Raw genomic sequence first — 21,928 nt, 5'->3', positions numbered from 1 at the left:
ACCATAATAAAACTCCTTTCAATTTTGATACCATTATTATATAATATTAAAAAAAGTGTAAAGAAGAAATTCGGAAATCCGTACATGAATATTCAAGAAAAATTTAAAGCCATTCGAAAACAACGCAAGCTATCACTACGAGATCTAGCCAATGTCGCAGGCAGCGCAAGTAGCATTTCTGATTTTGAAAAAGGGAAAACAAATCTATCTAATGATGTGTTATTACAATTACTTGGTTTTATGGTTGTTGAAATCAACGAAGTATTTGAATGGAGTGCTTTTCAAGATGCAGAGTTTCTAGAATTGATGACCCAAGTGGAGAACGCTCTACAAACTCAAGATATTGCAGTTCTCATACAAAAGCGTGAAACATTTCAAGAGTTTTTTGTCGCTAAAAAACACTACATCTACCATATTATCTCTTTAGTTCTTGATGTTATAATTTCTAAACTTCAAGAAAAAGACCCCACACCTGAAATTATTTCTGAATTGACAGATTATTTTTTCTCCTTAGATTATTGGACCAATTTAGATGTTGGCTTGCTAGGAAATATTGTTCATCACTTTACGACAGAAGCTATAGTCCTATTTACAGATAGTATTTTAAAAAACACTCCCAATCAACTGCGAAACAATCTAGATCGCATAAAAATTGATACTGTCATTAATTGTCTGTCTGTTCTTTTAGCAAGACGTGAAAAAAATGCCAGCAAAGCACTGCTCCAATTATTATCTCGTAAACAGTTTCCTACATATTTTACATATGAGAAATTATGTATATCTGAATTCAAAGCAATCTATATGTATATTTGGTGTGACAAAGAAGAAGCCGATAACATTCATCAAACAATACTTAAAACTGTTTCTCTACTCTTTACAAAAGATGAAGCCAATAAGTGGGATGATTACTTTAAAGAAAAAATTTCATCTGCAGATACTAAAAATTGAATCTGAGCAAAAACTCAACTTCAGGAGAAAATAAAATAAATCTTCCAACAATAAAACGCACAATATCAAGGTTGTTCATTCAATACCTGATACTATGCGTTTTTCTAATTTTAAAGGCTTTTTCCTAACTTCTTAATAAATAAATATTTATTGTTGTATTCATTTTTCCGATACGCGAACGATATCTACAAATACATTTACATCTATGTGCCTTTTTAGGACTTTTTTGATGTCAAAATTGCCTTTATCTACAAAGACAAAATGCTTGTAAAATAGCTTAAAATCAAGGATTTTCACCTTTTTTTCGTTGTAGCAACACTACACATTCAGTGGTTCGCTGTAACCGTATCGTTTCGTCGTAACCTCCTTACTCTATGACAGCTATCCCATGGATTAACTTCGTTTCACTAACAAACTTACACACTCAACATATGGTAATATTCTTCTTTTATACTAATAAACGAAAGGCAGTAAAAATCATTTTAGAATGATACTGTGGAACGGAAAGATTTTCACCACTTCAAAAGAAACGACATTCATCACTCCACTTTAAATTATAATAGATAATTCTTTAACATAGATCATCTAATTAGCAAATCGTTACTTTCAATAATGGATATACTAATCTAAAGTTAAAATTACTTTTCCCTACTAATTCTATTACTAGCCAATATAGTATAAATGAAATAACCAATAAAAATGATAATAAAAATAACATAACAGCCAGTCTTACAACTTACTACTTTTCATATGATAATTTACAAATGTCTTTCCAGCCACTCGATCTTTTTAAAATCCTTATTGTTATTGTGCTCATTTCTATAGGAATCTTGGGAAGAAGCCTTGTAAATACTTAAAAACTGTTCTAGATTTGGAATGCGAAAAGTGATGTTTTCGAGATGAATCAGCTCAATATCTGATTCCGAAACTCCTGCAAAATCAGGTAAAGAATCGATACTTCCGAACTCAACACTCAGACCATCTTTTTGGAATTCATGCTCATGAATATCTATTAAGGCGTAGCCTAAGTGTTTCATCACTTTCATTATCTTGTCCCACTCATAAATTCTGAGATGATCGGGTGCTTCCCAACCTCTAGGGTCACCAGACACATGAATGTCAATGTCAGACGGCCCCCATTCTTCATTTGATTGGTATTCAAACCCCAAAGACCCCATGAGCGTCGGAGTGATTCCGACTTGGTTTAAATGAGAACAAATTGTTCGAAATTCATCAAATAGAGAATTCATTCCTCCTCCAATCGTTGATATGGATCAATATTTAATATAAATCTTACTGCCCCATCAAACTTCCCTATACTTCTTTTCCGAAAGTTTAGCAGATACATGTTTCTTATCATAATATTCAGTAAGCAAAAGTTTTTTGTTTCGTAATAGCATGTTTATCTTATATAGATGGTCTGTCTCATATCTGTTGAAAAATACATTTACCACCGCCTGTTTTATTTTATGTTCTTTTTGAAGTTAAATTGTTATATCATATCTGTTGTCTTCCAATATCATGCATACTAATGGACTTTTGTTCCCTTTAAGAATCTTCGTCAAGGACATAAAGAAAATTTCTTTGACAACTTTACATCTTGTCTGTTTCTCCCTTGATTAGCTTTAGTATTTCCTTATACGTTTCACCTGTTCTTACTCGAAATATAAGTTGATATTTTGTCCTTCCAATATCCATAATTAACTGTTTTTGTTTTTAGATAATAAACCTTATTAAGTATACTATTTTCGGTGTTGGCTTTGATTTTATGTGACTATTAGTCCATCTCGCTCCGTAAGGTGCGAGACAAATAAACCACCCGCTTATACCATTAGGAACTAAGGGGGGGTTCACCATGTTCAATCTGAATTGATTTTTCATCCGTTGTCGGATAAATTATATTGCAAAACGCTTTTCCATAATTGGTCAACTCATAATACTGTAGATTAGGTTCGATAGCAAATTGATAATCGTCTTCAGTCAAATTATAGTATTCATTGAGCAATTTTCTCGCAATCTTTTTTGGAGACTTGATATATTTTTTAGCTAACCTATTGATTTCTTGTTGATTAAAACTCAGATTTGTATTATCTAATGAATGTGCTGCTAATACTGTTGATTTAACTAAATTTGTCTTTTGAAGTATGCTCAAACTAGTAGATAAGTCTAAAAAACTTAGTTCGTTAACAACAGATGTATCATCCTTGAAAAATACTACGGGTTCAACTGGAATATGTATTTTTTTACTTTTCTCGAGTAGATTTTTATCTGGATTTTCCTTAAATGAAATATTATAGACTCTAATAGAATCACAATAAACTAAGAAATTCTCTCTAAATAGCTTATCAATAATTTTTATTTCAATAGGAGAAAGTTCTTCTAAAGTCTTTGCGAATGACTTGTGAACTAAATTAGCTTTTGAATTATCTAGAGTAGCTGCAAGTAATTTAGCGTAATTTTTTCTTAATATTTCGTCGTCTATGAAATATTGAGATGAATTTATTATAGTTCCAATTAAAACTTTATCTGGGAACACTAAATCTTTTGGTGCTATTTTCTGTGCCTCAAAAATAATTTCGTCAATGTACTTTCTCACTGAATCAGCATCAAAAATAGGTTTCACCTCAAAATCTTCAAGATTTGGATCATAAGAATCGATATATTTTGCAACCTCCTTTTTTCTTTTTAAATAATTCAACTCAAGTTTATAAGTAAATGTAGAGTAAATCCACTGTTTTAATGGAGAGAATACACCTTCCAATTCTTTTGCTAAAGCTTGACTCACAACATTACCCATTGGATTAATCTCATTATTTGACATAACTACCTCCTAAAATATTGTTTTTATCATTATAACAAAATAGACGGATGAAAACAATCACGCTTTTTATATCGTCAGTTTATAATATATGCACACCTGTAAAACATATATCTATTTGTTCACCTATAAAGATTCTTAAAACAATCCTACTATTGCTCAACACTGCCAAAATACAATTTGCATTAAAATTTTAGGAACTACTAACTAACGAGTATCTTGATTTATTCTTAGATGTTTTAATATCAATCTACTAGTGTCTTCTCTGATAGATTAATAGCATACAAATTTTAATATTTTTGATATCCTAACTATTCTTATCAATTAAAATATTCTTCTCCATGTTATTAAATCTTTCTATGAGTACATTCTCTTTATTAAGGAATCATTATATATTAATTTTCTGCCCTTTTTAAATCAATTACTTATTTTAATTTTTTAACAACAAATCAGCTCGTACAAGCAGTGATACTGCCTCCACGTGATGCGTTTGAGGAAACAAATCAACCTGCTGTACTTTCTTCAATTCATATCCCAATTCTTGGTAGAGTTTGATATCACGCGCCATGGTTGCGACATTACATGAGATATAGACAAGGCGGTCTGCTCCTGTTTGGCTACTTGCCTTGATAAAGCTTTCTGTGAGTCCTTTTCTCGGTGGGTCCACTAGAATAAGACTTGGTTGAATTCCTTCCTTGAGCCAATTCTTCATGGCATTTTCAGCTGTGTCACAGACATAGTTGGCATTTGAAATATTGTTCAGTTGGGCATTCTTCTTGCTATTTTCAACCGCTTCTGGAATTACTTCCACACCATAGACTTCCTTGACATGTTTCGCAACAGAGAGGCCAATCGTCCCAATACCAGAATAGGCATCAATGACCACATCATCTTCTTTTAATGCAGCAAAGTCAATGGCTGTCTGATAGAGTTTCTCAGCCATTTGAGTATTGACTTGGTAAAAAGCGGGTCCAGCGATTTGGTAGTCATTTCCCAACATCTGGTCAGTGATAAAATCTTGTCCATAAAGTGTGCGCCATTCCTTACCAAAAATCGCATTGGTATTCTGGTCGTTGATATTTTGCATGACAGACACAATCTCTGGGAACTGCTTGATGATTTGTTCAATCAATTGCTCCACACGAAAAACTTTGGGACGAGTTGTTACCAAAATAACCATAATTTGACCTGAATAGTGTCCGCGACGCACCACAAGATTCCGAATCAAGCCAGCTTGTTCCTTTTCATCATAAGGTTTCACATCATAACGACGGAGCAAGTCGCGTAGGAACACTACTACCTCGTCAATCACAGGATCTTGGATAAAGAAATCTTCTAGAGGCATGAGGTCATGGGAATTCTTACGAAAAAAGCCAGTTTCCAAGACACCATTTACTCGACGAACAGGGACCTGCGCCTTATTGCGGTACTTGACTGGATTTTTCATACCTAAAGTTTCAGCAACCTCTACATCAGCAATTCCAGCAATCTTGTATAGACTGTCCTTGACTTGCTTAGTTTTAAACTTGAGCTGTTCTGGATAAGCAAGATGACCTAAATCCGCGATTCCTGAACGAAGGTAAGCCAAATCTAGATCTTGATTACGGTGTTGTGATTGAACAAGGTATTCTTCAACCTTCCCAAAACCAATCTTTTTATTAACCTTGAGGACTCGCATGAGGATTTTTTCACTTGGTAAAGCATTCTCGACAAAAAAGACCAAACCATCCACCTTGGCAACTCCTGCACCTTCATGGGTCAAATCAATAATTTCAACCTCTACAATATCATTTTTCTTTAACATTCTCTTCTCTTTCTATTGACCGACAAAAAAGACGGCAACGTTACGGTTACCATCTATTATACCATGAAATTTCTTAAGAACCAAAACTCTTGAAGAAGTTGACAATGGCTTGCCAGAGGGAGCTTAGGAAATTACCGCCGTCCTCTAGCGCCTTATCCGCATCAAAGTTAAGGTTGATATTTTTAAAACTGTCGCCAGCTTGTGATACGATGCTTTGTTTAAGGTCATTCAGGGTTTTAGTGAAGTCTGCATTGCTGAGGATATCACTCTTTGAGAGATTCAAAGCAAAATTGATGATGATATTGATCTGGTTTCCTGTTATCACCTGATCAAGTTTGTAATTTTTTAAGGTATCTTCAACAATTTTACGGACATCTTCCTCTGTCAGATTTCCCTTGCTTTCTTTAGCTTTGGCGAGTCCTGATTTGATATCAGCTAGGGCAACATTTAATTTATTGGCATCATAGCCTGATTTGTCTTTGTTTTCAGCATTGATATCTGACAGAGCCTTTAACTCTTCTTGAGCCAAGTCTTTATTGGCTTGTGGCACCTTGGCTCCATTAGCTTCTAGCGAATAGTAAATCCCTGCTAAGGCACTCTCACCTGTAACTGGAATAGGGGCTGCTACAGTGATTTTGGCGTGTTCCACACCCAAGGTTACTGCTGCATTTCGGTACATATCCTGCGTCACTTTAGTGATGTTTTCTGGTGTTTCAATCTTGACCTCAAGTGGCGACTTGTCACCTAGTTTTTGAATCTTGGCTGATGAATACAATTGTAAACTAGAGTCATTGGCGACATTCATGATTTTAGAATAGACATCAGGTGTCATGGTCTTGAGTTCTTTGGTGTCTGTTGAGGCATTGTAGCCCAGTTTTTTAAGGGTTTGATTTTTTTGGTCTTCAGACAGTGATGAACCTAGGACATATTCAGGTTGGACATAGGTTTCATCGATGACTTTTTGCACATCTGTTGCTGCATGGGCGCTATTCATAGCTGTTACCGCCCACAAGACCGCAGCACTGGTCAGAAAGAGTTTCTTTCTCATAGGGAATTTCCTCCTTTACCTTTCTAGAGTAATATATCTATCTTAAAGAAAACTTATAACAAAAACACCTGGACTAGCCAGATGTTGAAAAGAGAGTGAAACATTTGATGATGTAAAGGTTTAGTTGCACCTGTCTAGAATAGTAATAGTTTCCTCCATTTACATAGAGTTCGGCACCGTGAAAAATGGAAATGGGGTGAATATAACTATAAGTCTTTCCAGTGGTATTACCCAGCAAGGGAGCAACAGTCTCACGAGAGTACTGTTTGGCCAGTGCAAGTGTATTTTCCTTGCCATTTTGGGCTATAAAATCGATATAGGCAGGTCCAAAATTATAGGCTTGCACAGCCGTCCAAACATCAACACCCTTTTTCTGGGCCAGATAGAGATTGTCTGTCAGAGTTTGTACACCTTGCCGAATGCTGGAGGCATTATCATTGATAGTGTTGGTGGAGCCACTTGCAGACTCACTGGACTGCATGACATCGCCTTCTTTTCCTTTTGTTTCGGTATAAATCATAGCGAGCACGAGCTCTTCGTTTGCTGGGGTGTCTTTTTCACTCAATATTTCGCGCACCATGGGTTGATAGGTCATAACTTGCTTGACATCTTGGTGAACGCGGTAAGCTTTATAGCCAGCAAAAAGGAAGACTGCTAGTACAAGCACTCTTCGAATTCGTTTAAACATTATTTACTTTGAATATCCTCGATATTTTTGATTAAGATAGAGTAGGTTCCATTGTCGTTTTGGATAAACTCAACAGACTCGGCGTCTTGATAGACGTTATTGGGAACGATGAGCTCAATTCCATTTGACAAGGAGAGTTTTTGGTTTTCAAATTTCTTTAATTGGCGACTGGCATCAATTTCATCAAATTGAACAGGTTCTGGAACAGCTTCTTTAACTTGGTCAATAAAGCTCAAACGAGCTGTCAGATTGTTGTCAAAAAGGTCATTAGCCAATTTTTCAGGTGACAATTCATTGCTTTCTTCTAGGTTGTTGAAAATCGCTGATTTGACCTTGGATTGAAATTGAAAATCATCTGTGTTAAAAGTCTCAGCAATTCTCTGGGCCGTTTTTTCCAGTTCTTTGATAGATTTCTTAGGAGAAATCTTAGGAGCGACAGCAAGAAGATTATCTGAAAAATAGTTCAAAAAAGTCCCGTTGTACTTGATTCGTTTTTCAATCAGATGGTACTTGCGACTCTGAAGATTGACCACCAAGGCTTCGTCAGCACCCGTTCCAAATCCAGGCAGGTTATTCTGAGTTAGCTTGATGGGGTTATCAACCTCTCCACCGAGGTGGATCAAGGTCTCACGCAGGGCAATTCGCAAGAAAGCAAAATGTTCTACACCTTCTTTAGAAAATTGCACAAAAATCAAGTCATTAGTCTTGAGATTTTCAGAAATGCTAAACTCTTCTTTCCAGAGATTAGCCAGCTTTACTGATGTTTCCAACAAATCGTCTGTAATATGATTGAAGAAGGGATTTTCTTCTTCGAAAATCCCAGTCTTGGCTTCATCTGAATACACACGTTCAATTTTTTTACGCAAGTATTCTTCGATTTTTGGAGTGATATTGAGAAACTTATCCGCTAGAAACAGCTCGGTATCATCCGGGCTAAACTGATGAATAATAGCTTTCTTAATATAAATGTCCATAAAAGTTTTAGTCCTCGTATAATGGGAAGGCATCTGTCAATTCTTTAACTGCACTTCTCACTTCTTCTAAGACAGCTTCATTTTCCGCATTCTTAAGAGTTTTAATGATAAGCTCAGCCACTTTGCGACTTTCTTCTTCACCAAATCCACGTGCAGTAATAGCTGCTGCTCCGATACGAATCCCACTTGTCTTGAATGGTGACAAGCTTTCGTAAGGGATTGAGTTTTTATTTAGGGTTATATTGACTTCATCCAGCAAGTTTTGAGCAACTTTTCCGTTTTCTACAACTTTAGTTACATCAACTAGGAAGAGGTGGTTTTCAGTCCCGCCAGAAATGATACGGAAATCAGGGTCTTGCAAGAAGACATCTGCCATAGCCTTGCTGTTCTTGATAACATTAGTAGCATATTCCTTGAAGGCTGGATCTAATACTTCTTTGAAGGAAACTGCCTTAGCAGCAACAACATGTTCCAAAGGCCCCCCCTGAATACCTGGGAAAATAGCTGAATTGATTTTCTTGGCAAGTTCTTCATCATTAGTCAAAATCAAACCACCACGTGGTCCACGAAGGGTTTTGTGGGTCGTTGTTGTAGTGATATGAGCGTATGGTACTGGGCTTGGGTGAAGACCAGCTGCAACCAAACCAGCAATATGTGCCATATCTACCATGAGTTTAGCCCCAACAGCGTCCGCAATTTCACGGAATTTTGAAAAGTCGATAATTTGAGAATAGGCTGAAGCACCTGCTACAATCAATTTTGGTTTTACTTCTTGGGCTTGTTTCAAGATAGCATCAAAGTCCAAGAATTCGGTCTCAGGATCCACACTATAAGAAACAAAGTTGTAGGTTTGACCTGAGAAGCTAACAGGAGCACCATGAGTCAAGTGACCACCTGCTGCCAAATCCATTCCCATAACCGTATCGCCAGGCTCAATCAAGGCCATGTAAGCCGCACAGTTGGCTTGGCTTCCTGAGTGTGGTTGGACATTAGCGAATTTAGCACCGAAAATTTCTTTTGCGCGTTCAATGGCTAGAGTTTCTACTACGTCTACCACATCAGTTCCACCATAATAACGGCGTCCTGGGTAGCCTTCGGCGTATTTATTCGTCAAGATAGACCCTTGAGCTGCCATAACAGCCTTGGAAACTACGTTTTCTGAAGCAATCAACTCAATGTTGTTTTGTTGTCGTTCTTCTTCTTTGGCAATAGCATTCCAGAGATCAGCATCATATGCTTTAAAATCATCTTTGTCAAAAATCATAGGTCTTCTCCTTTATTGTGTGACTAGTCCATTAGTTTAATTTTCTTATTAGAAAATCAAACTAAAAGATGCGAATAAACCGTTTCTGCATTTTATCACAAGTATAACCAACTTTTTCATAAAATGCATGAGCACCCAGACGATGATCGGCAGAGTTTAAGCGGATAAACCCATAACCGCGTCTTTTTGCTTCTTGCTCCAACCCTTGCAGTAAGCTTTTACCGATACCTTGACCTTGCGCTTGAGGTAAAACTGCTAAAGCTAAGATATTAAATCCTGCTTTGGAATAAAGTGATTCATAGACCTCAGCGTGGACATATCCAAGCAAGGCATGACTAGCTTCATCCTCATAGCCAAGTAGGAAATGATGGGAATCCTGAGCCAGTCTAGCTAGTTGGCTATCCGTTTCATCTAGACTAAAAGAATAGCCCAAAGCTTCTTGGTTAATGTCACATATAGCTTTCACATCAGTTTCTCTTAAATTTCTTAGCATCTCATGCCTCCTCAAAAGAAATCTCTGGCAACCGAGCAAGGATATCTTCTCGCTTAATCGCCCCTTGGCGTAAGATTTTCACCTTGTCTCCAGACAAATCCAAAATAGTTGAATCCTGTCCAGTTAGAAAAGCATCGTCTTCTAGCCCCAAAACCTCTTGGTCAAAATCCTCTAGAATTTGAGCAAAGGTCACTCCACTTGCATGACCTGAGATATTAGCAGACGGCCCAATCAAGGGACCTGTCTCTCGAATCAAATCAAGGGTAATGGGGTGACTGGGCATCCGAAATCCAACAGTTGCAAGACCAGAATTAACCCAATAGGGGACTCTATCATTAGCTTCGAGAATAATGGTCAAGGGACCTGGCAAAAAGGTCTCTACAAGTTTTTGTAGATAAGTTGGCTGATTCTTTGAAAAGTTCAAGATATCCTCTAAAGAGGTAACATTGAGATTAAGTGCCTTGTCTCTAGGACGACGTTTGAGCTGGTATACATGATCAACTGCTTTTTCGTCTAGAGCCTTGGCAAAGAGACCGTAAACCGTCTCTGTAGGCAGAACAACAGCTCCACCCTTTTCCAACTCTTGCCTAATCCTGTCCATCATCAATCACGACCATCCTATCTTGACCAAATTGATCCTTAAGTGTTCTTACACGTTTTTCAGGAAGATGCTTCCTAAAAAGTTCAGGAACACTTTGACCTTGCTTGTATCCAATTTCAAGGTAAATCTTACCACCATCTTTGAGATAGGCTTTTGCATCTTCCGCAATTCTACGGTAAATAGCTAGGCCATCCTCGTCTGCAAAGAGAGCTAGATGAGGCTCTGAATACAAAACATTCAAGCCAACCTCTGACTCATCTTCACGAGAGATATAGGGTGGATTGGAAACAATTATATCATATTTTTCAGAAATTTCTGTAAAACAGTCAGATTTTTTTAAAAATATTTGAAGATTTTGATTTTTAGCATTTTCGCTAGCTACATCTAAAGCATCTTGGGAAATATCCGCTGCTGTCACTGACCAAGCTGGTCTGTTTTTTGCTAAGGCAAGGGCTATAGCTCCACTTCCAGTCCCGATATCTAGGACCTTAAGACTTTCCTCAGAATTTTCAGCCAGGATAAGCCCCACTAAATCCTCAGTTTCTGGACGAGGAATCAAAACCCGTTCATCAACTTTTAACCGTATTCCAAAGAAATCTGCATGACCGATGATGTACTGGGCCGGTTTATGAGCTGCTAACTGTTGGAAAATTCCTTTTACAAATACTTCTTCCTCTTTTGTCACCTCTTGCTGGAGGGCAAAGACAAAGTCTGTAAAAGAGAGATTTTTCAAGCTACGATAGACAAAAGAGAGGCTTTCAGCTTCCTCTCCTTGTCTTATCAACTCTTCTTCAAAATCTGAAAATAATTGAGCTAATTTCATTATTTGTTTAATTCTTCTAGTTTTTGCGTTTGGTCATAGAGCACCAAGGCGTCCACAACTTCATCCAATTTACCAGACAAGATGGTATCTAGTTTTTGGAGGGTTAAGCCGATACGGTGGTCCGTGACACGGTTTTGTGGGAAGTTATAAGTACGAATCCGTTCTGAACGGTCACCAGTACCGATTGTCGACTTACGCTCAGCGTCTTGTTCATCCTGAGCAATCTGAGCAAAATGGTCAGCAACACGCGCGCGGATGATTTTCATGGCCTTCTCACGGTTCTTCTGCTGGGTACGTTCTTCCTGCATCTCAACCTTGATATTGGTTGGCAAGTGAACGATACGAACGGCAGTCGCAACCTTGTTGACGTTCTGTCCACCAGCACCAGAGGCGTGATAGATGTCGACACGAAGGTCTTTTGGATCAATATCATATTCTACTTCTTCAACTTCAGGCATGACAAGAACTGTGGCAGTTGATGTATGGACACGACCTTGGCTTTCTGTCACAGGGACACGTTGCACACGGTGGGCACCTGATTCATACTTGAGTTTAGAGTATACAGATTGACCTGAAACCATGGCAACCACTTCTTTGAAACCGCCGAAACCATTCATAGAGGCTTCCATGACTTCAAAGCGCCAGCCTTGGGCTTCCGCATACTTTTGATACATAGTTAGAAGGTCTCCAGCGAAAAGTGCCGCTTCGTCTCCACCAGCTGCTCCACGGATTTCAAGGATGATATTCTTGTCATCGTTTGGATCCTTTGGAAGAAGCAAGATTTTCAATTTCTCTTCGTATTCTTCTTTTTCAGCCTTGGCATCCTTGAGCTCTTGCTTGGCCATTTCTTCCAAGTCCGCATCTCCGCCTGATTCTTTAATCATCTCTTCAGCGTCGACGATGTTTTGAAGAACTTGTTTGTACTCACGGTAGGCTGTTACCGTATCACGAGTAGAAGCCTCTTCTTTTGAAAGCTCCATGAAACGCTTGGTATCAGAGACCACATCCGGGTCACTCAGCAATTCTCCTAATTCTTCATAACGGTCTTCTACAGCTTGTAGTTGATCATAGATGTTCATTTTTTCTCCTTATTTCTCAATTGTTAAATCATAGACTGCTACTACTTCGTTCTCAAATATTTCCCCAGTTTCTTTAAATCCATAACTGAGGTAACAAGATCTTGCATGTTCATTTTCTGGTTCATAAGATAACCAAAGTTTATTGGCTAAACCTGCTGGCGCTGTCCGAACATAGTCTAGCACATTATCCATTACTGGTTTAAAATATCCTTGATCTTGAAAATGCTTGTCAATCATGAAACGAAATAGTAAATAATTTCCATTACTAATTCCGATTTTTTTGTCATAAGCTAACATCACAAAACCTATAATTGCATCATTATCATAAACTGCCAATGGAGCTACAAAATCTCCATTTTTAGTGTAGACGTATGCTTCAGCTAAACTAATTGCGTTTGTTGCAATGAATTGTTTTTGATATCCCTTGACATCCAAATTCAAAACCTCAAAATAATTTTCCATTGTAACATCTCTTAGTTCAATTGTCATAGTTTTGCTCCTTGTTAGAGGTTATCATTGGCGCAAAATAATGTTTACGGCAAACTGAGATATAGGTTTCATTACCACCAATCTGGATCTGTTCTCCATCGTAAACGGGCAGTCCATCCTGTGTTCGCAAAACCATAGTCGCCTTTTTCTTACAATACTGACAGATGGTCTTGATTTCGTCAATCTTGTCTGCTAAGAGTAAGAGATACTTGGAACCTTCGAACAGTTCATTGCGAAAGTCATTTTTCAAACCAAAAGCCATGACGGGTATGTCTAACTCATCAACAACACGAGCTAAGTCGTAAACATGGTGACGCTTGAGAAACTGGGCCTCATCAACCAACACACAGTAAGTTTTTTCTGATAGGTCTCGGATATAGCCGAAGATATCCGTCGTTTCCTCAATCGCAATGGCAGGGCGTTTCATGCCAATACGGCTCGACACATAGCCAACACCGTCACGCGTATCCAGAGCCGAGGTCATAATCACAACACCTTTTCCTTGCTCCTCATAGTTATAGGCCACCTTGAGAATCTCAATCGTCTTACCAGAGTTCATGGTCCCATAACGATAATACAACTGTGCCATGTTTCTTGCTTCACGTCCATTTCTAAATTTTTGCTACATTCTAGTATATCATAATTTTCTTAAGCTTTAAACGGCAAAATGTGGTAAAATAGAAGAAATCAAAAACTAGTGGAGGAAGCTATTATGCCATTTGTACGCATCGATTTATTTGAAGGACGCACGCTCGAGCAAAAGAAGGCTCTTGCTAAGGAAGTAACGGAAGCTGTTGTCCGTAACACTGGAGCACCTCAATCTGCTGTCCATGTCATCATCAACGACATGCCAGAAGGAACTTACTTCCCTCAAGGTGAAATGCGCACCAAATAAGCTAGCTTAAGCAGAATTGCTTAGGCTTTTTCAATCTCCAAGTAGCATCCATTGAAGAAATAGTTCAAATTTGTTACAATTTGAAAAGAGACTTGGAAAAAATTCCAAGAAAAGAGCTATTTATTAAAGGAAACATTATGATTACACGTGAATTTGATACCATCGCTGCTATCTCTACTCCACTAGGTGAAGGGGCTATTGGTATTGTCCGCTTGAGCGGAACTGAAAGTTTTGCTATTGCACAGAAAATTTTTAAAGGAAAAGATCTAAACAAGGTTGCTAGCCATACACTTAACTACGGTCACATCGTTAACCCTCAGACAGGAAAAGTCATGGACGAGGTTATGGTTGGGGCTATGAAGTCTCCAAAGACCTTCACTCGTGAGGATATTATCGAGATTAACACCCACGGTGGGATTGCCGTGACCAATGAGATTCTCCAACTAGCTATCCGTGAAGGAGCTCGATTGGCAGAACCTGGTGAATTTACCAAACGTGCCTTTTTAAACGGTCGTGTGGACTTGACTCAGGCTGAAGCCGTGATGGACATCATCCGTGCTAAGACAGACAAGGCTATGAACATTGCAGTTAAGCAATTAGACGGCTCCCTTTCTGATCTTATCAATAATACTCGCCAAGAAATCCTCAATACGCTTGCCCAAGTCGAGGTTAATATTGATTATCCTGAGTATGACGATGTTGAGGAAACTACTACTGCTGTTGTCCGTGAAAAGACTAGGGAGTTTGAGCAATTGCTAACCAATCTGCTTCGAACAGCCCGTCGCGGTAAAATCCTCCGTGAGGGAATTTCCACTGCTATCATAGGCCGTCCCAACGTTGGGAAATCTAGCCTGCTCAACAACCTCTTGCGTGAAGACAAGGCCATCGTAACCGACATCGCCGGTACCACCCGTGATGTCATCGAAGAATACGTCAACATCAATGGAGTACCTCTCAAATTGATTGATACAGCCGGTATTCGTGAAACAGATGACATTGTAGAACAAATCGGTGTTGAGCGTTCGAAAAAAGCCCTCAAAGAAGCTGACTTGGTACTACTAGTGTTAAATGCTAGTGAACCGCTGACAGTCCAAGATCGTCAACTTCTTGAAATCAGTCAGGATACCAACCGAATTATTCTTCTTAACAAAACTGACCTACCAGAAATGATTGAAACTTCAGAACTTCCTGAAGACGTTATTCGTATTTCAGTCCTTAAAAACCAAAACATCGACAAGATTGAAGAGAGAATCAACAACCTCTTCTTTGAAAATGCTGGTTTGGTTGAGCACGATGCTACCTACTTGTCAAATGCCCGTCATATTTCCTTGATTGAGAAGGCTGTTGGAAGCCTACAGGCTGTTAATGAAGGGCTGGAACTAGGTATGCCAGTTGACTTGCTTCAAGTTGACTTGACTCGTACTTGGGAAATCCTCGGAGAAATCACTGGGGATGCTGCACCAGATGAACTCATTACCCAACTTTTTAGCCAATTTTGTTTAGGAAAATAAGAAAAATCCATGATCCTTCATTCGGTCATGGATTTTATTGTCTTCATTAATAATCTGGTCTTAAGACCCCTGTTACGGTTGCCTTGGTCGCTTCGTAGTCGCCATCTACGACGACTTTGATAATACGTTTGGCATCTTCTTCTGGTGCTGGAACTAAAGGTAAGCGTGTTGGGCCAGCTGCAAATCCCATGTAGTTAAGAACAGCCTTAACTGGAGCAGGACTTGGATAAGAGAAGAGAGCATTGACTTTAGGAATGAATTTACGCTGAATTGCTGCGGCTTTCTTCATATCACTTTCTGCAATGGCCGTAAACATCTCGTGCATTTCATCCCCATTTGTATGAGAGGCAACAGAAATAACCCCGTCCGCACCAAGGTTCATGGCATGGAAAGCATCTCCATCCTCACCTGTGTAAATCAAGAACTCTTCTGGCTTGTGCTCAATCAAATAAGCCATATTAGCCAAGCTCGTACATTCTTTGACACCAATAATATTTGGATGGTCAGCCAAACGAAGCATGGTTTCTGGAGTTAATTCGACAACCACACGACCTGGAATATTATAGATAATAATTGGTAGGTCAGAAGCATCTGCAATGGCCTTAAAGTGCTGATACATTCCTTCTTGAGAAGGTTTGTTGTAGTAAGGAACAATAGCAAGCCCAGCTGCGAAACCACCAAATTCTGCTACTTCTTTGACAAACTCGATAGAGTCACGCGTATCATTGGTACCCACACCCGCAATCAAAGGAACACGTCCATTGACAATCTTTTGTACAGCTGCAAAGAGTTCCAACTCTTCATCGTGAGTCAATGTCGGACTCTCAGCAGTCGTCCCTGCAAGAAGAATGCCATCCGTATGATGGGCCAACAGATGCTCAATCAAGGCTGGAATGGCATCAAAGTTAATGGAACCATCCTCGTGGAAGGGAGTAATAAAGGCTGTGATGATTTTACACTCTTTTAAATCTTGATAAGACATGAAAACACCTCTCTATTTCAAAGAAGGAGTTCATCTGAACTCCTAAACGATATGACTATTTTAATTCAAATTTCAATTCGGCTGTTGGACGAACCAAGCCACGTTCATGAAGAGTTTCTGCAATCTGAACTGAGTTCCAAGCAGCACCTTTGAGAAGGTTATCTGAAACAACCCACATGTGAATTCCTTTTTCTGCATCCAAGTCTTTACGGATACGACCAACAAAGGTATCACGTGAACCAACTGCATTGATGGCTTGCGGATAGATTTGATGAGCTACATCATCTTCGAGAACAGCACCTGGGAAGGCTGCGATAGCTGCTTTGACTTCTTCGATTGGAGCCACTTCTTTTGTTTCGATATAAACAGACTCAGAGTGAGCTGACAAGACTGGAATACGCACACATGTTGCAGATACTGCAATGCTGTCATCTTCCATAATTTTCTTAGTTTCCTTAGTCATCTTCATCTCTTCGTAAGTGTAATCATTGTCAGTGAAGACATCGATTTGTGGAAGAGCATTAAAAGCGATAGGATAATGTTTCTTGTCACCGCCTGAAGGTAAGATTTCGGCATGCAAATCACGTGGTTTCACCCCATCATTCAAGACTTCACGAAGTTCACGTTGTGTCTCAAGAATTGCTCCCATACCAGCACCTGAAACTGCTTGGTAAGTTGAAACAATGATACGGTCCAAGCCCCATTTTTGGCGAACTGGCTCAAGCGCCACCATCATTTGAATTGTTGAACAGTTAGGGCAGGCAATGATACCGTTGTGGGCATCAAGTGCATGAGCATTGACCTCTGGAACAACCAAAGGAACATCTGGATTTTGACGGAAGTAAGATGTATTATCTACTACTACCGCTCCAGCCTTCACTGCGTATGGTGCATATTTAGCTGATGTAGAACCACCTGCTGAAAAGAGAGCAATATCAACTCCTTCAAAAGCTGTTTCAGTCGTTTCTTCAATCGTAATATCTTGATCTTTAAATTTTAAAGTCTTGCCCGCTGAACGTGCAGAAGCAAGTAAACGGATTTTATCGATTGGAAGTGTTGATTCTTCCAACATTTTTATCATCTGAGCTCCGACAGCACCTGTCGCGCCGACTACAGCAACTGTATATCCCATAAATAACCTCTTTCGGAATTTTCTAAAAATTTCTATAATAGAAGTATTATACTACTTTTTCCATGAATTGCAAAGCTTTTTCATCATTTTTTGGAAAATAAAAATCCCCAGTCGCTAGACCAGGGACTAAGAGGCATCTTCATGTGATGAGCAGGTTCACACAACTCATCAAGGTCCGCTCCTGCGTTATGACCTCCTTATGCTCAATAGTAGCCCGAAGACTACCTATCGACTCATCGCGTCTATTATATTACTAGAAATAAGTGGTTTTGTCAATAAGAAATTTTTGCAGGATGACTTTTATTATACAAAAGTCAGAATTTTTTCTCGCGAGCATAAAAAAACTCTTGTGTTCAAGAGTTTCCCTGTAAATATTATGCTAATTGCCGGGATTGAACCGGCGACCTCATCCTTACCATGGATGCGCTCTGCCAACTGAGCTAAATCAGCTTACCTAAAAAGTATACTACAATTAGAAAAACTTGTCAAGTTTCCTTAGAAATTTTCAATAAGAAAAAGCCAGGTAAGAGCTACCTAGCTTGTCTTCTTCTATTTGCTTAAATCGATTCGACGACCAATTTTACCGATAATAATCGCTCCAATAATCAATGAAGCAAATTCACCGATACCTGTTGTGAACCAAGTAAGGAAGAATGGTAATTGCGCTACGATATTCAATTCTGCAGCGATAGTAAACATGGAAATTGAAAAGAGGATTGAAAAAAAGAAATGATCTTTTCGAATTAATCCATTAAAGAGGTAATCTTTGCTATATTTTGCAAAAAGCCAAACACCTAGACTGAGGAATATCAAGGTTGAACCACCACCAACAAAGACATCTAGCAGTCCGAAGCTAAAGAAATTAGCAATCATACAACCGATAGTAACTCCGATGATGTACTTAGGATTGTAAAAAGCCATAAAGTTCATCATTTCTGAAATACGGAACTGATAAGCACCATAGCTGATGGCATTTAGAGGCGGTGTGACAGTCAAAACGACATAGATAGCAGCGACGATTGCGATATCTGCAACATCACGAATAGTTAATTTTTTCATCTTTTCTCCTTTGGCGGTTTCCCGCGTGTAATATGCTTGGTGAAAGAAGCTAAGCACCAAGGGTTGATTCAATCAACCTTACTAGTATAGCACAATAGCCTGCTTTATGCTATACTTAATACATGAAAAAATATATTCAAAAAATTTTTAACAATGAAATTTTTGCCTATCTCTTCTTTGGCCTTGCGACAACTCTAGTTTCTATTCTCTCCCGATTGGTCATTTATCAACTAACTCATAAAGAACTTCTCGCTACTGCCCTAGCAAATATTATTGGTATCCTATTTGCCTTTATTACAAATGATACGATTGTGTTTAAGCAAGCAAGGAAGAATCGACTTATCCGTTTAGTGAAATTTTTTCTTGCTCGCCTTTCTACTTTTCTGTTAGATTTGCTCTTTACTTTTCTGTTTGTAACTCAATTCCCTCATATTATAGGGCAATTTGTAAATGAAAATCTTGATAAGATAAATGCAATAGAAACGATAATTGCACAATTATTGATAATTATTCTTAATTACATTTTAAGTAAGGTCTATGTTTTTAACAAATAAAATTTCTAGGCATATATCTTGCAAGCTTTTCTTAATTAATATATAATAAATAGTAAAAATTTTTGAAAGGGGATTAAGAAAATGTTAAAAGATCTTAAAGCATTTTTGCTTCGTGGTAATGTTGTTGACCTTGCTGTCGGTGTGATCATTGCCTCTGCTTTTGGTGCTATCGTTACTTCATTTGTTAATGATATCATCACTCCACTCCTATTGAACCCAGCCTTGGAAGCTGCGAAAGTACAAAATATCGCTGAGCTTGCATGGAATGGTGTTACATATGGTAAATTCTTGAGTGCTATTATCAACTTCCTTGTTGTCGGTACTGTTCTCTTCTTTGTGATTAAAGCAATGGAAAAAGCTCAAAGCCTTACTAAAAAAGAAGAACCTGCTGAGGAAGCTCCAGCTGGTCCAACTGAATTGGAAGTACTTCAAGAAATCAAAGCCCTTCTTGAGAAAAAATAATCGATTAAAAGGATCTAGCGCGAAGCTAAATCCTTTTTTCTTTACTCTTTGGGTAATTTACCTGCTTTCTCAAGCATTTTCTTAATAAGATAAGGCATTTTAACATTTTCACGACCTTTTTTCTCAATCAGTTTTTTCACAAATTCAGGCATTTGTAAATCTTGAGATTCGGCCAAGATATTTTTAGTCTCATCTGAAGGAACTAATTCATCAAAGGTTTCTTCTTCTGGGAGAAATTCCTTAAATTCTTTGTCCTCATTAGCTCTGACGGTATTAACCAAGGCATCAATCAAACGAGAATCTGTATTTGGCATTGGTGGACGATGGTAGTTTACCCCAAATTCCTGACACAAGTCATAACATTCTACATCGTTGTCAAACAAGACCTCAATGTGCTCACTGATGAAGCTGATAGGAACAAAAATATAATGCTCTGGATGTTCTGTCTGTTCTCTGAGGTACTCTAATACATCTGGCTTAATCCAAGGAATACCGATATCACTCTCACTTTGCCAAGTATTGGTATATTGCTCGGAACTCAAACCTAGTTTTTCAGCGACTAACTTGCTATTTTCAAAAATTTGGTCGATATAGGGGTCACCAAAATCCAAGGCAAAAATAGGTACACTATGGGCTGAAAAGATGACTTTAAAGCTATCTTGCTTCACTTCATCTTTTAAAATCTTAGCAATTTCATCTGCCCAATAGTTTAAGAGAGCTTCTTCTTGATACCAATCCTTAATAACCAAAAATTGAATTTGTTTGCTTTCTAAAAATTTCTCATAGCCCATGACAGAATAGAAAGAATAATGAGGCTCCAAAATCAAGCAAATACACTGCTCAATGCCGTCTGCTTCCATCTGACCAATCACATCTGGAATAAAGGGACTGGAAAACTTATTAGCAAAGTAGACACTGTATTCATTACCTAGCCTAGATTCAACCAAGGCAACTTCTTCACGGGTAATTCTTTGCAGAGGGGTCCCTCCAATTCGCACATAATTGTCATAGAGGGTTTGAATCTCGTGATCTTGAGGTCTCACTCCACGACGAATATTTGTGAAAAAATCAGCCACACCTTCAAAGGTAATCTCTTCTGGCGAACCGAAGGTCATCATTAAAATTGCTTTTTTCATAACTACTTCCTTGTGATGTTTTTATCAATTTTATTTTATCATTTATCTACTAATAAGTAAACGCCAAGATAGTGATATTCTCACTCTTCTGTCTTTTGTTTTTCTCTTCTTTCTATGATACAATGGAAAAAATAAATTCAAAAGGAGTTTTTATGACTTACTCAAATCTCTTGGATCGTTTCTTAACATATGTTAAAGTCAACACGCGCTCTGATGAACACTCTACTACTACTCCAAGTACGCAGAGTCAGGTTGACTTCGCAACCAATGTTCTTGTCCCTGAAATGAAACGTGTTGGACTGCAAAACGTCTACTACCTTCCAAATGGTTTTGCGATTGGTACCTTGCCAGCCAATGATCCATCGTTAACACGTAAAATTGGCTTCATCTCCCACATGGATACTGCTGATTTTAATGCCGAAGGAATCAATCCACAGGTAATTGAAAACTACGATGGTGGTGTGATTGAACTTGGAAATTCTGGTTTCAAACTGGATCCAGCTGATTTTAAGAGTCTGGAGAAATATCCAGGCCAAACGCTCATTACAACTGATGGAACAACCTTGCTAGGTGCTGATGACAAGTCAGGAATTGCTGAAATTATGACTGCTATTGAATATCTGACTGCCCATCCTGAAATCAAACACTGTGAAATTCGTGTTGGTTTTGGTCCAGATGAGGAAATCGGTGTTGGTGCTAATAAATTTGATGCAGAAGATTTTGATGTTGACTTTGCCTACACTGTAGATGGTGGTCCACTAGGTGAACTTCAGTACGAGACTTTCTCAGCAGCTGGTGCTGAATTGCATTTCCAAGGTCGTAATGTCCATCCTGGTACTGCAAAAGGTCAAATGGTCAACGCCCTTCAGCTAGCGATTGATTTCCATAATCAACTCCCTGAAACTGACCGTCCTGAGTTAACTGATGGCTACCAAGGTTTCTATCATCTTATGGATGTGACAGGTAGTGTTGAGGAGGCGAGTGCTAGCTACATCATTCGTGATTTTGAAAAGGATGCCTTTGAAGCTCGTAAGAAAGCTATGCAAGCAATCACTGATAAGATGAATCAAGAACTTGGTAGCGACCGTGTCACACTAAACTTGACTGACCAGTACTACAATATGAAAGAAGTCATTGAAAAAGATATGACTCCAATTACCATTGCTAA

The 21,928-nt window shown here is 38.5% G+C and carries 23 protein-coding genes, 1 tRNA gene and 1 riboswitch; of the genes, 6 read left to right on the top strand and 18 right to left on the bottom strand.

Annotation, left to right across the window (positions count from 1 at the left end):
• Positions 1–84: 84 nt before the first annotated feature.
• Positions 85–948 carry a helix-turn-helix domain-containing protein gene (locus RWO85_RS01645; RefSeq protein ID WP_314413582.1) on the top strand — a complete coding sequence of 288 codons (864 nt, stop codon included), beginning with the start codon at positions 85–87 and terminating at the stop codon, positions 946–948.
• Between the two features lie 758 nt (positions 949–1,706).
• Here RWO85_RS01645 and RWO85_RS01640 read toward each other — a convergent pair.
• From RWO85_RS01640 to RWO85_RS01580, 13 genes are all read right to left on the bottom strand, one after another.
• The gene (locus tag RWO85_RS01640; protein ID WP_314413581.1) at positions 1,707–2,198 is read right to left on the bottom strand and encodes a phosphoribosylanthranilate isomerase; all 492 of its coding nucleotides are present in this window, start codon (positions 2,196–2,198) and stop codon (positions 1,707–1,709) included.
• Between the two features lie 581 nt (positions 2,199–2,779).
• Positions 2,780–3,769, bottom strand: coding sequence for an Abi-alpha family protein (locus tag RWO85_RS01635; protein ID WP_314413580.1), 990 nt, complete (start codon positions 3,767–3,769; stop codon positions 2,780–2,782).
• Between the two features lie 427 nt (positions 3,770–4,196).
• On the bottom strand, positions 4,197–5,570 hold the full coding sequence (gene rlmD, locus RWO85_RS01630; protein WP_314413579.1) for a 23S rRNA (uracil(1939)-C(5))-methyltransferase RlmD: 1,374 nt from the start codon (positions 5,568–5,570) through the stop codon (positions 4,197–4,199).
• Between the two features lie 73 nt (positions 5,571–5,643).
• Positions 5,644–6,618, bottom strand: coding sequence for a DUF1002 domain-containing protein (locus tag RWO85_RS01625; protein WP_042751122.1), 975 nt, complete (start codon positions 6,616–6,618; stop codon positions 5,644–5,646).
• Positions 6,619–6,691: 73 nt separating this feature from the next.
• Entirely contained in the window at positions 6,692–7,306 is a 615-nt protein-coding gene (pmp23, locus tag RWO85_RS01620; protein WP_000476378.1) for a cell wall hydrolase Pmp23, read from the bottom strand.
• Entirely contained in the window at positions 7,306–8,280 is a 975-nt protein-coding gene (locus RWO85_RS01615; RefSeq protein ID WP_314413578.1) for a nucleoid-associated protein, read from the bottom strand. Before RWO85_RS01615 ends, pmp23 begins: the two co-directional genes overlap by 1 nt.
• Before the next feature lie 7 nt (positions 8,281–8,287).
• Positions 8,288–9,544: a serine hydroxymethyltransferase gene (gene glyA / locus RWO85_RS01610; protein ID WP_314413576.1), complete on the bottom strand. Its 1,257-nt coding sequence runs from the start codon at positions 9,542–9,544 to the stop codon at positions 8,288–8,290.
• A 61-nt stretch (positions 9,545–9,605) separates the two neighbouring features.
• On the bottom strand, positions 9,606–10,037 hold the full coding sequence (locus RWO85_RS01605; protein ID WP_314413573.1) for a GNAT family N-acetyltransferase: 432 nt from the start codon (positions 10,035–10,037) through the stop codon (positions 9,606–9,608).
• A 1-nt stretch (position 10,038) separates the two neighbouring features.
• Positions 10,039–10,641, bottom strand: a complete 603-nt coding sequence (locus tag RWO85_RS01600; protein WP_314413572.1) for an L-threonylcarbamoyladenylate synthase — start codon at positions 10,639–10,641, stop codon at positions 10,039–10,041.
• On the bottom strand, positions 10,625–11,461 hold the full coding sequence (prmC, locus tag RWO85_RS01595) for a peptide chain release factor N(5)-glutamine methyltransferase (protein ID WP_314413570.1): 837 nt from the start codon (positions 11,459–11,461) through the stop codon (positions 10,625–10,627). Before prmC ends, RWO85_RS01600 begins: the two co-directional genes overlap by 17 nt.
• A complete protein-coding gene (gene prfA / locus RWO85_RS01590; protein ID WP_314413568.1) occupies positions 11,461–12,540 on the bottom strand; it encodes a peptide chain release factor 1 in 1,080 nt (359 codons plus the stop codon). Before prfA ends, prmC begins: the two co-directional genes overlap by 1 nt.
• A 9-nt stretch (positions 12,541–12,549) precedes the next feature.
• Positions 12,550–13,029, bottom strand: a complete 480-nt coding sequence (locus RWO85_RS01585) for a GNAT family N-acetyltransferase (protein WP_314413566.1) — start codon at positions 13,027–13,029, stop codon at positions 12,550–12,552.
• Positions 13,019–13,618, bottom strand: coding sequence for a thymidine kinase (locus RWO85_RS01580; protein WP_314413564.1), 600 nt, complete (start codon positions 13,616–13,618; stop codon positions 13,019–13,021). Before RWO85_RS01580 ends, RWO85_RS01585 begins: the two co-directional genes overlap by 11 nt.
• 123 nt (positions 13,619–13,741) lie before the next feature.
• On the opposite strand from RWO85_RS01580, the gene RWO85_RS01575 reads away from it, so the two are divergent.
• Together RWO85_RS01575 and mnmE are read left to right on the top strand one after the other, a co-directional pair.
• On the top strand, positions 13,742–13,924 hold the full coding sequence (locus RWO85_RS01575) for a 4-oxalocrotonate tautomerase (protein ID WP_001117401.1): 183 nt from the start codon (positions 13,742–13,744) through the stop codon (positions 13,922–13,924).
• 137 nt (positions 13,925–14,061) lie between these two features.
• Positions 14,062–15,435 carry a tRNA uridine-5-carboxymethylaminomethyl(34) synthesis GTPase MnmE gene (mnmE, locus tag RWO85_RS01570; protein ID WP_314413562.1) on the top strand — a complete coding sequence of 458 codons (1,374 nt, stop codon included), beginning with the start codon at positions 14,062–14,064 and terminating at the stop codon, positions 15,433–15,435.
• A 46-nt stretch (positions 15,436–15,481) separates the two neighbouring features.
• Here mnmE and dapA read toward each other — a convergent pair whose 3' ends face one another.
• From dapA to RWO85_RS01550, 4 genes are all read right to left on the bottom strand, one after another.
• Positions 15,482–16,417, bottom strand: coding sequence for a 4-hydroxy-tetrahydrodipicolinate synthase (dapA, locus tag RWO85_RS01565; RefSeq protein ID WP_153223670.1), 936 nt, complete (start codon positions 16,415–16,417; stop codon positions 15,482–15,484).
• Positions 16,418–16,472: 55 nt separating this feature from the next.
• Positions 16,473–17,549 carry an aspartate-semialdehyde dehydrogenase gene (locus tag RWO85_RS01560; protein ID WP_000542462.1) on the bottom strand — a complete coding sequence of 359 codons (1,077 nt, stop codon included), beginning with the start codon at positions 17,547–17,549 and terminating at the stop codon, positions 16,473–16,475.
• A 377-nt stretch (positions 17,550–17,926) separates the two neighbouring features.
• A tRNA-Thr gene (locus tag RWO85_RS01555) sits at positions 17,927–17,999 on the bottom strand.
• Between the two features lie 99 nt (positions 18,000–18,098).
• Entirely contained in the window at positions 18,099–18,608 is a 510-nt protein-coding gene (locus RWO85_RS01550) for a QueT transporter family protein (RefSeq protein WP_314413561.1), read from the bottom strand.
• Positions 18,606–18,702, bottom strand: a riboswitch (PreQ1 riboswitch). Its footprint overlaps the gene before it by 3 nt.
• A gap of 28 nt (positions 18,703–18,730) precedes the next feature.
• Between RWO85_RS01550 and RWO85_RS01545 the strand changes: the two genes are divergently transcribed.
• Positions 18,731–19,162, top strand: coding sequence for a GtrA family protein (locus tag RWO85_RS01545; RefSeq protein ID WP_314413560.1), 432 nt, complete (start codon positions 18,731–18,733; stop codon positions 19,160–19,162).
• 81 nt (positions 19,163–19,243) lie between these two features.
• Positions 19,244–19,624 (top strand): large conductance mechanosensitive channel protein MscL, encoded by a 381-nt coding sequence (gene mscL, locus RWO85_RS01540; protein ID WP_314413558.1) that lies wholly within the window; start codon positions 19,244–19,246, stop codon positions 19,622–19,624.
• A gap of 41 nt (positions 19,625–19,665) precedes the next feature.
• Here the strand turns inward: mscL and hemH are convergent, their stop codons facing one another.
• Positions 19,666–20,760, bottom strand: a complete 1,095-nt coding sequence (gene hemH, locus RWO85_RS01535) for a ferrochelatase (RefSeq protein WP_314413556.1) — start codon at positions 20,758–20,760, stop codon at positions 19,666–19,668.
• A 152-nt stretch (positions 20,761–20,912) separates the two neighbouring features.
• On the opposite strand from hemH, the gene pepT reads away from it, so the two are divergent.
• Positions 20,913–21,928: peptidase T (pepT, locus tag RWO85_RS01530; RefSeq protein ID WP_314413553.1), on the top strand; the 1,016-nt coding region annotated here is incomplete at its 3' end.

It is taken from the genome of uncultured Streptococcus sp., from assembly GCF_963521865.1.
Classification (GTDB): Bacteria; Bacillota; Bacilli; order Lactobacillales; family Streptococcaceae; genus Streptococcus.
The sequence above is the reverse complement of the archived record's forward strand: the minus strand, read 5'-3'. Positions and strand labels throughout refer to the sequence as shown.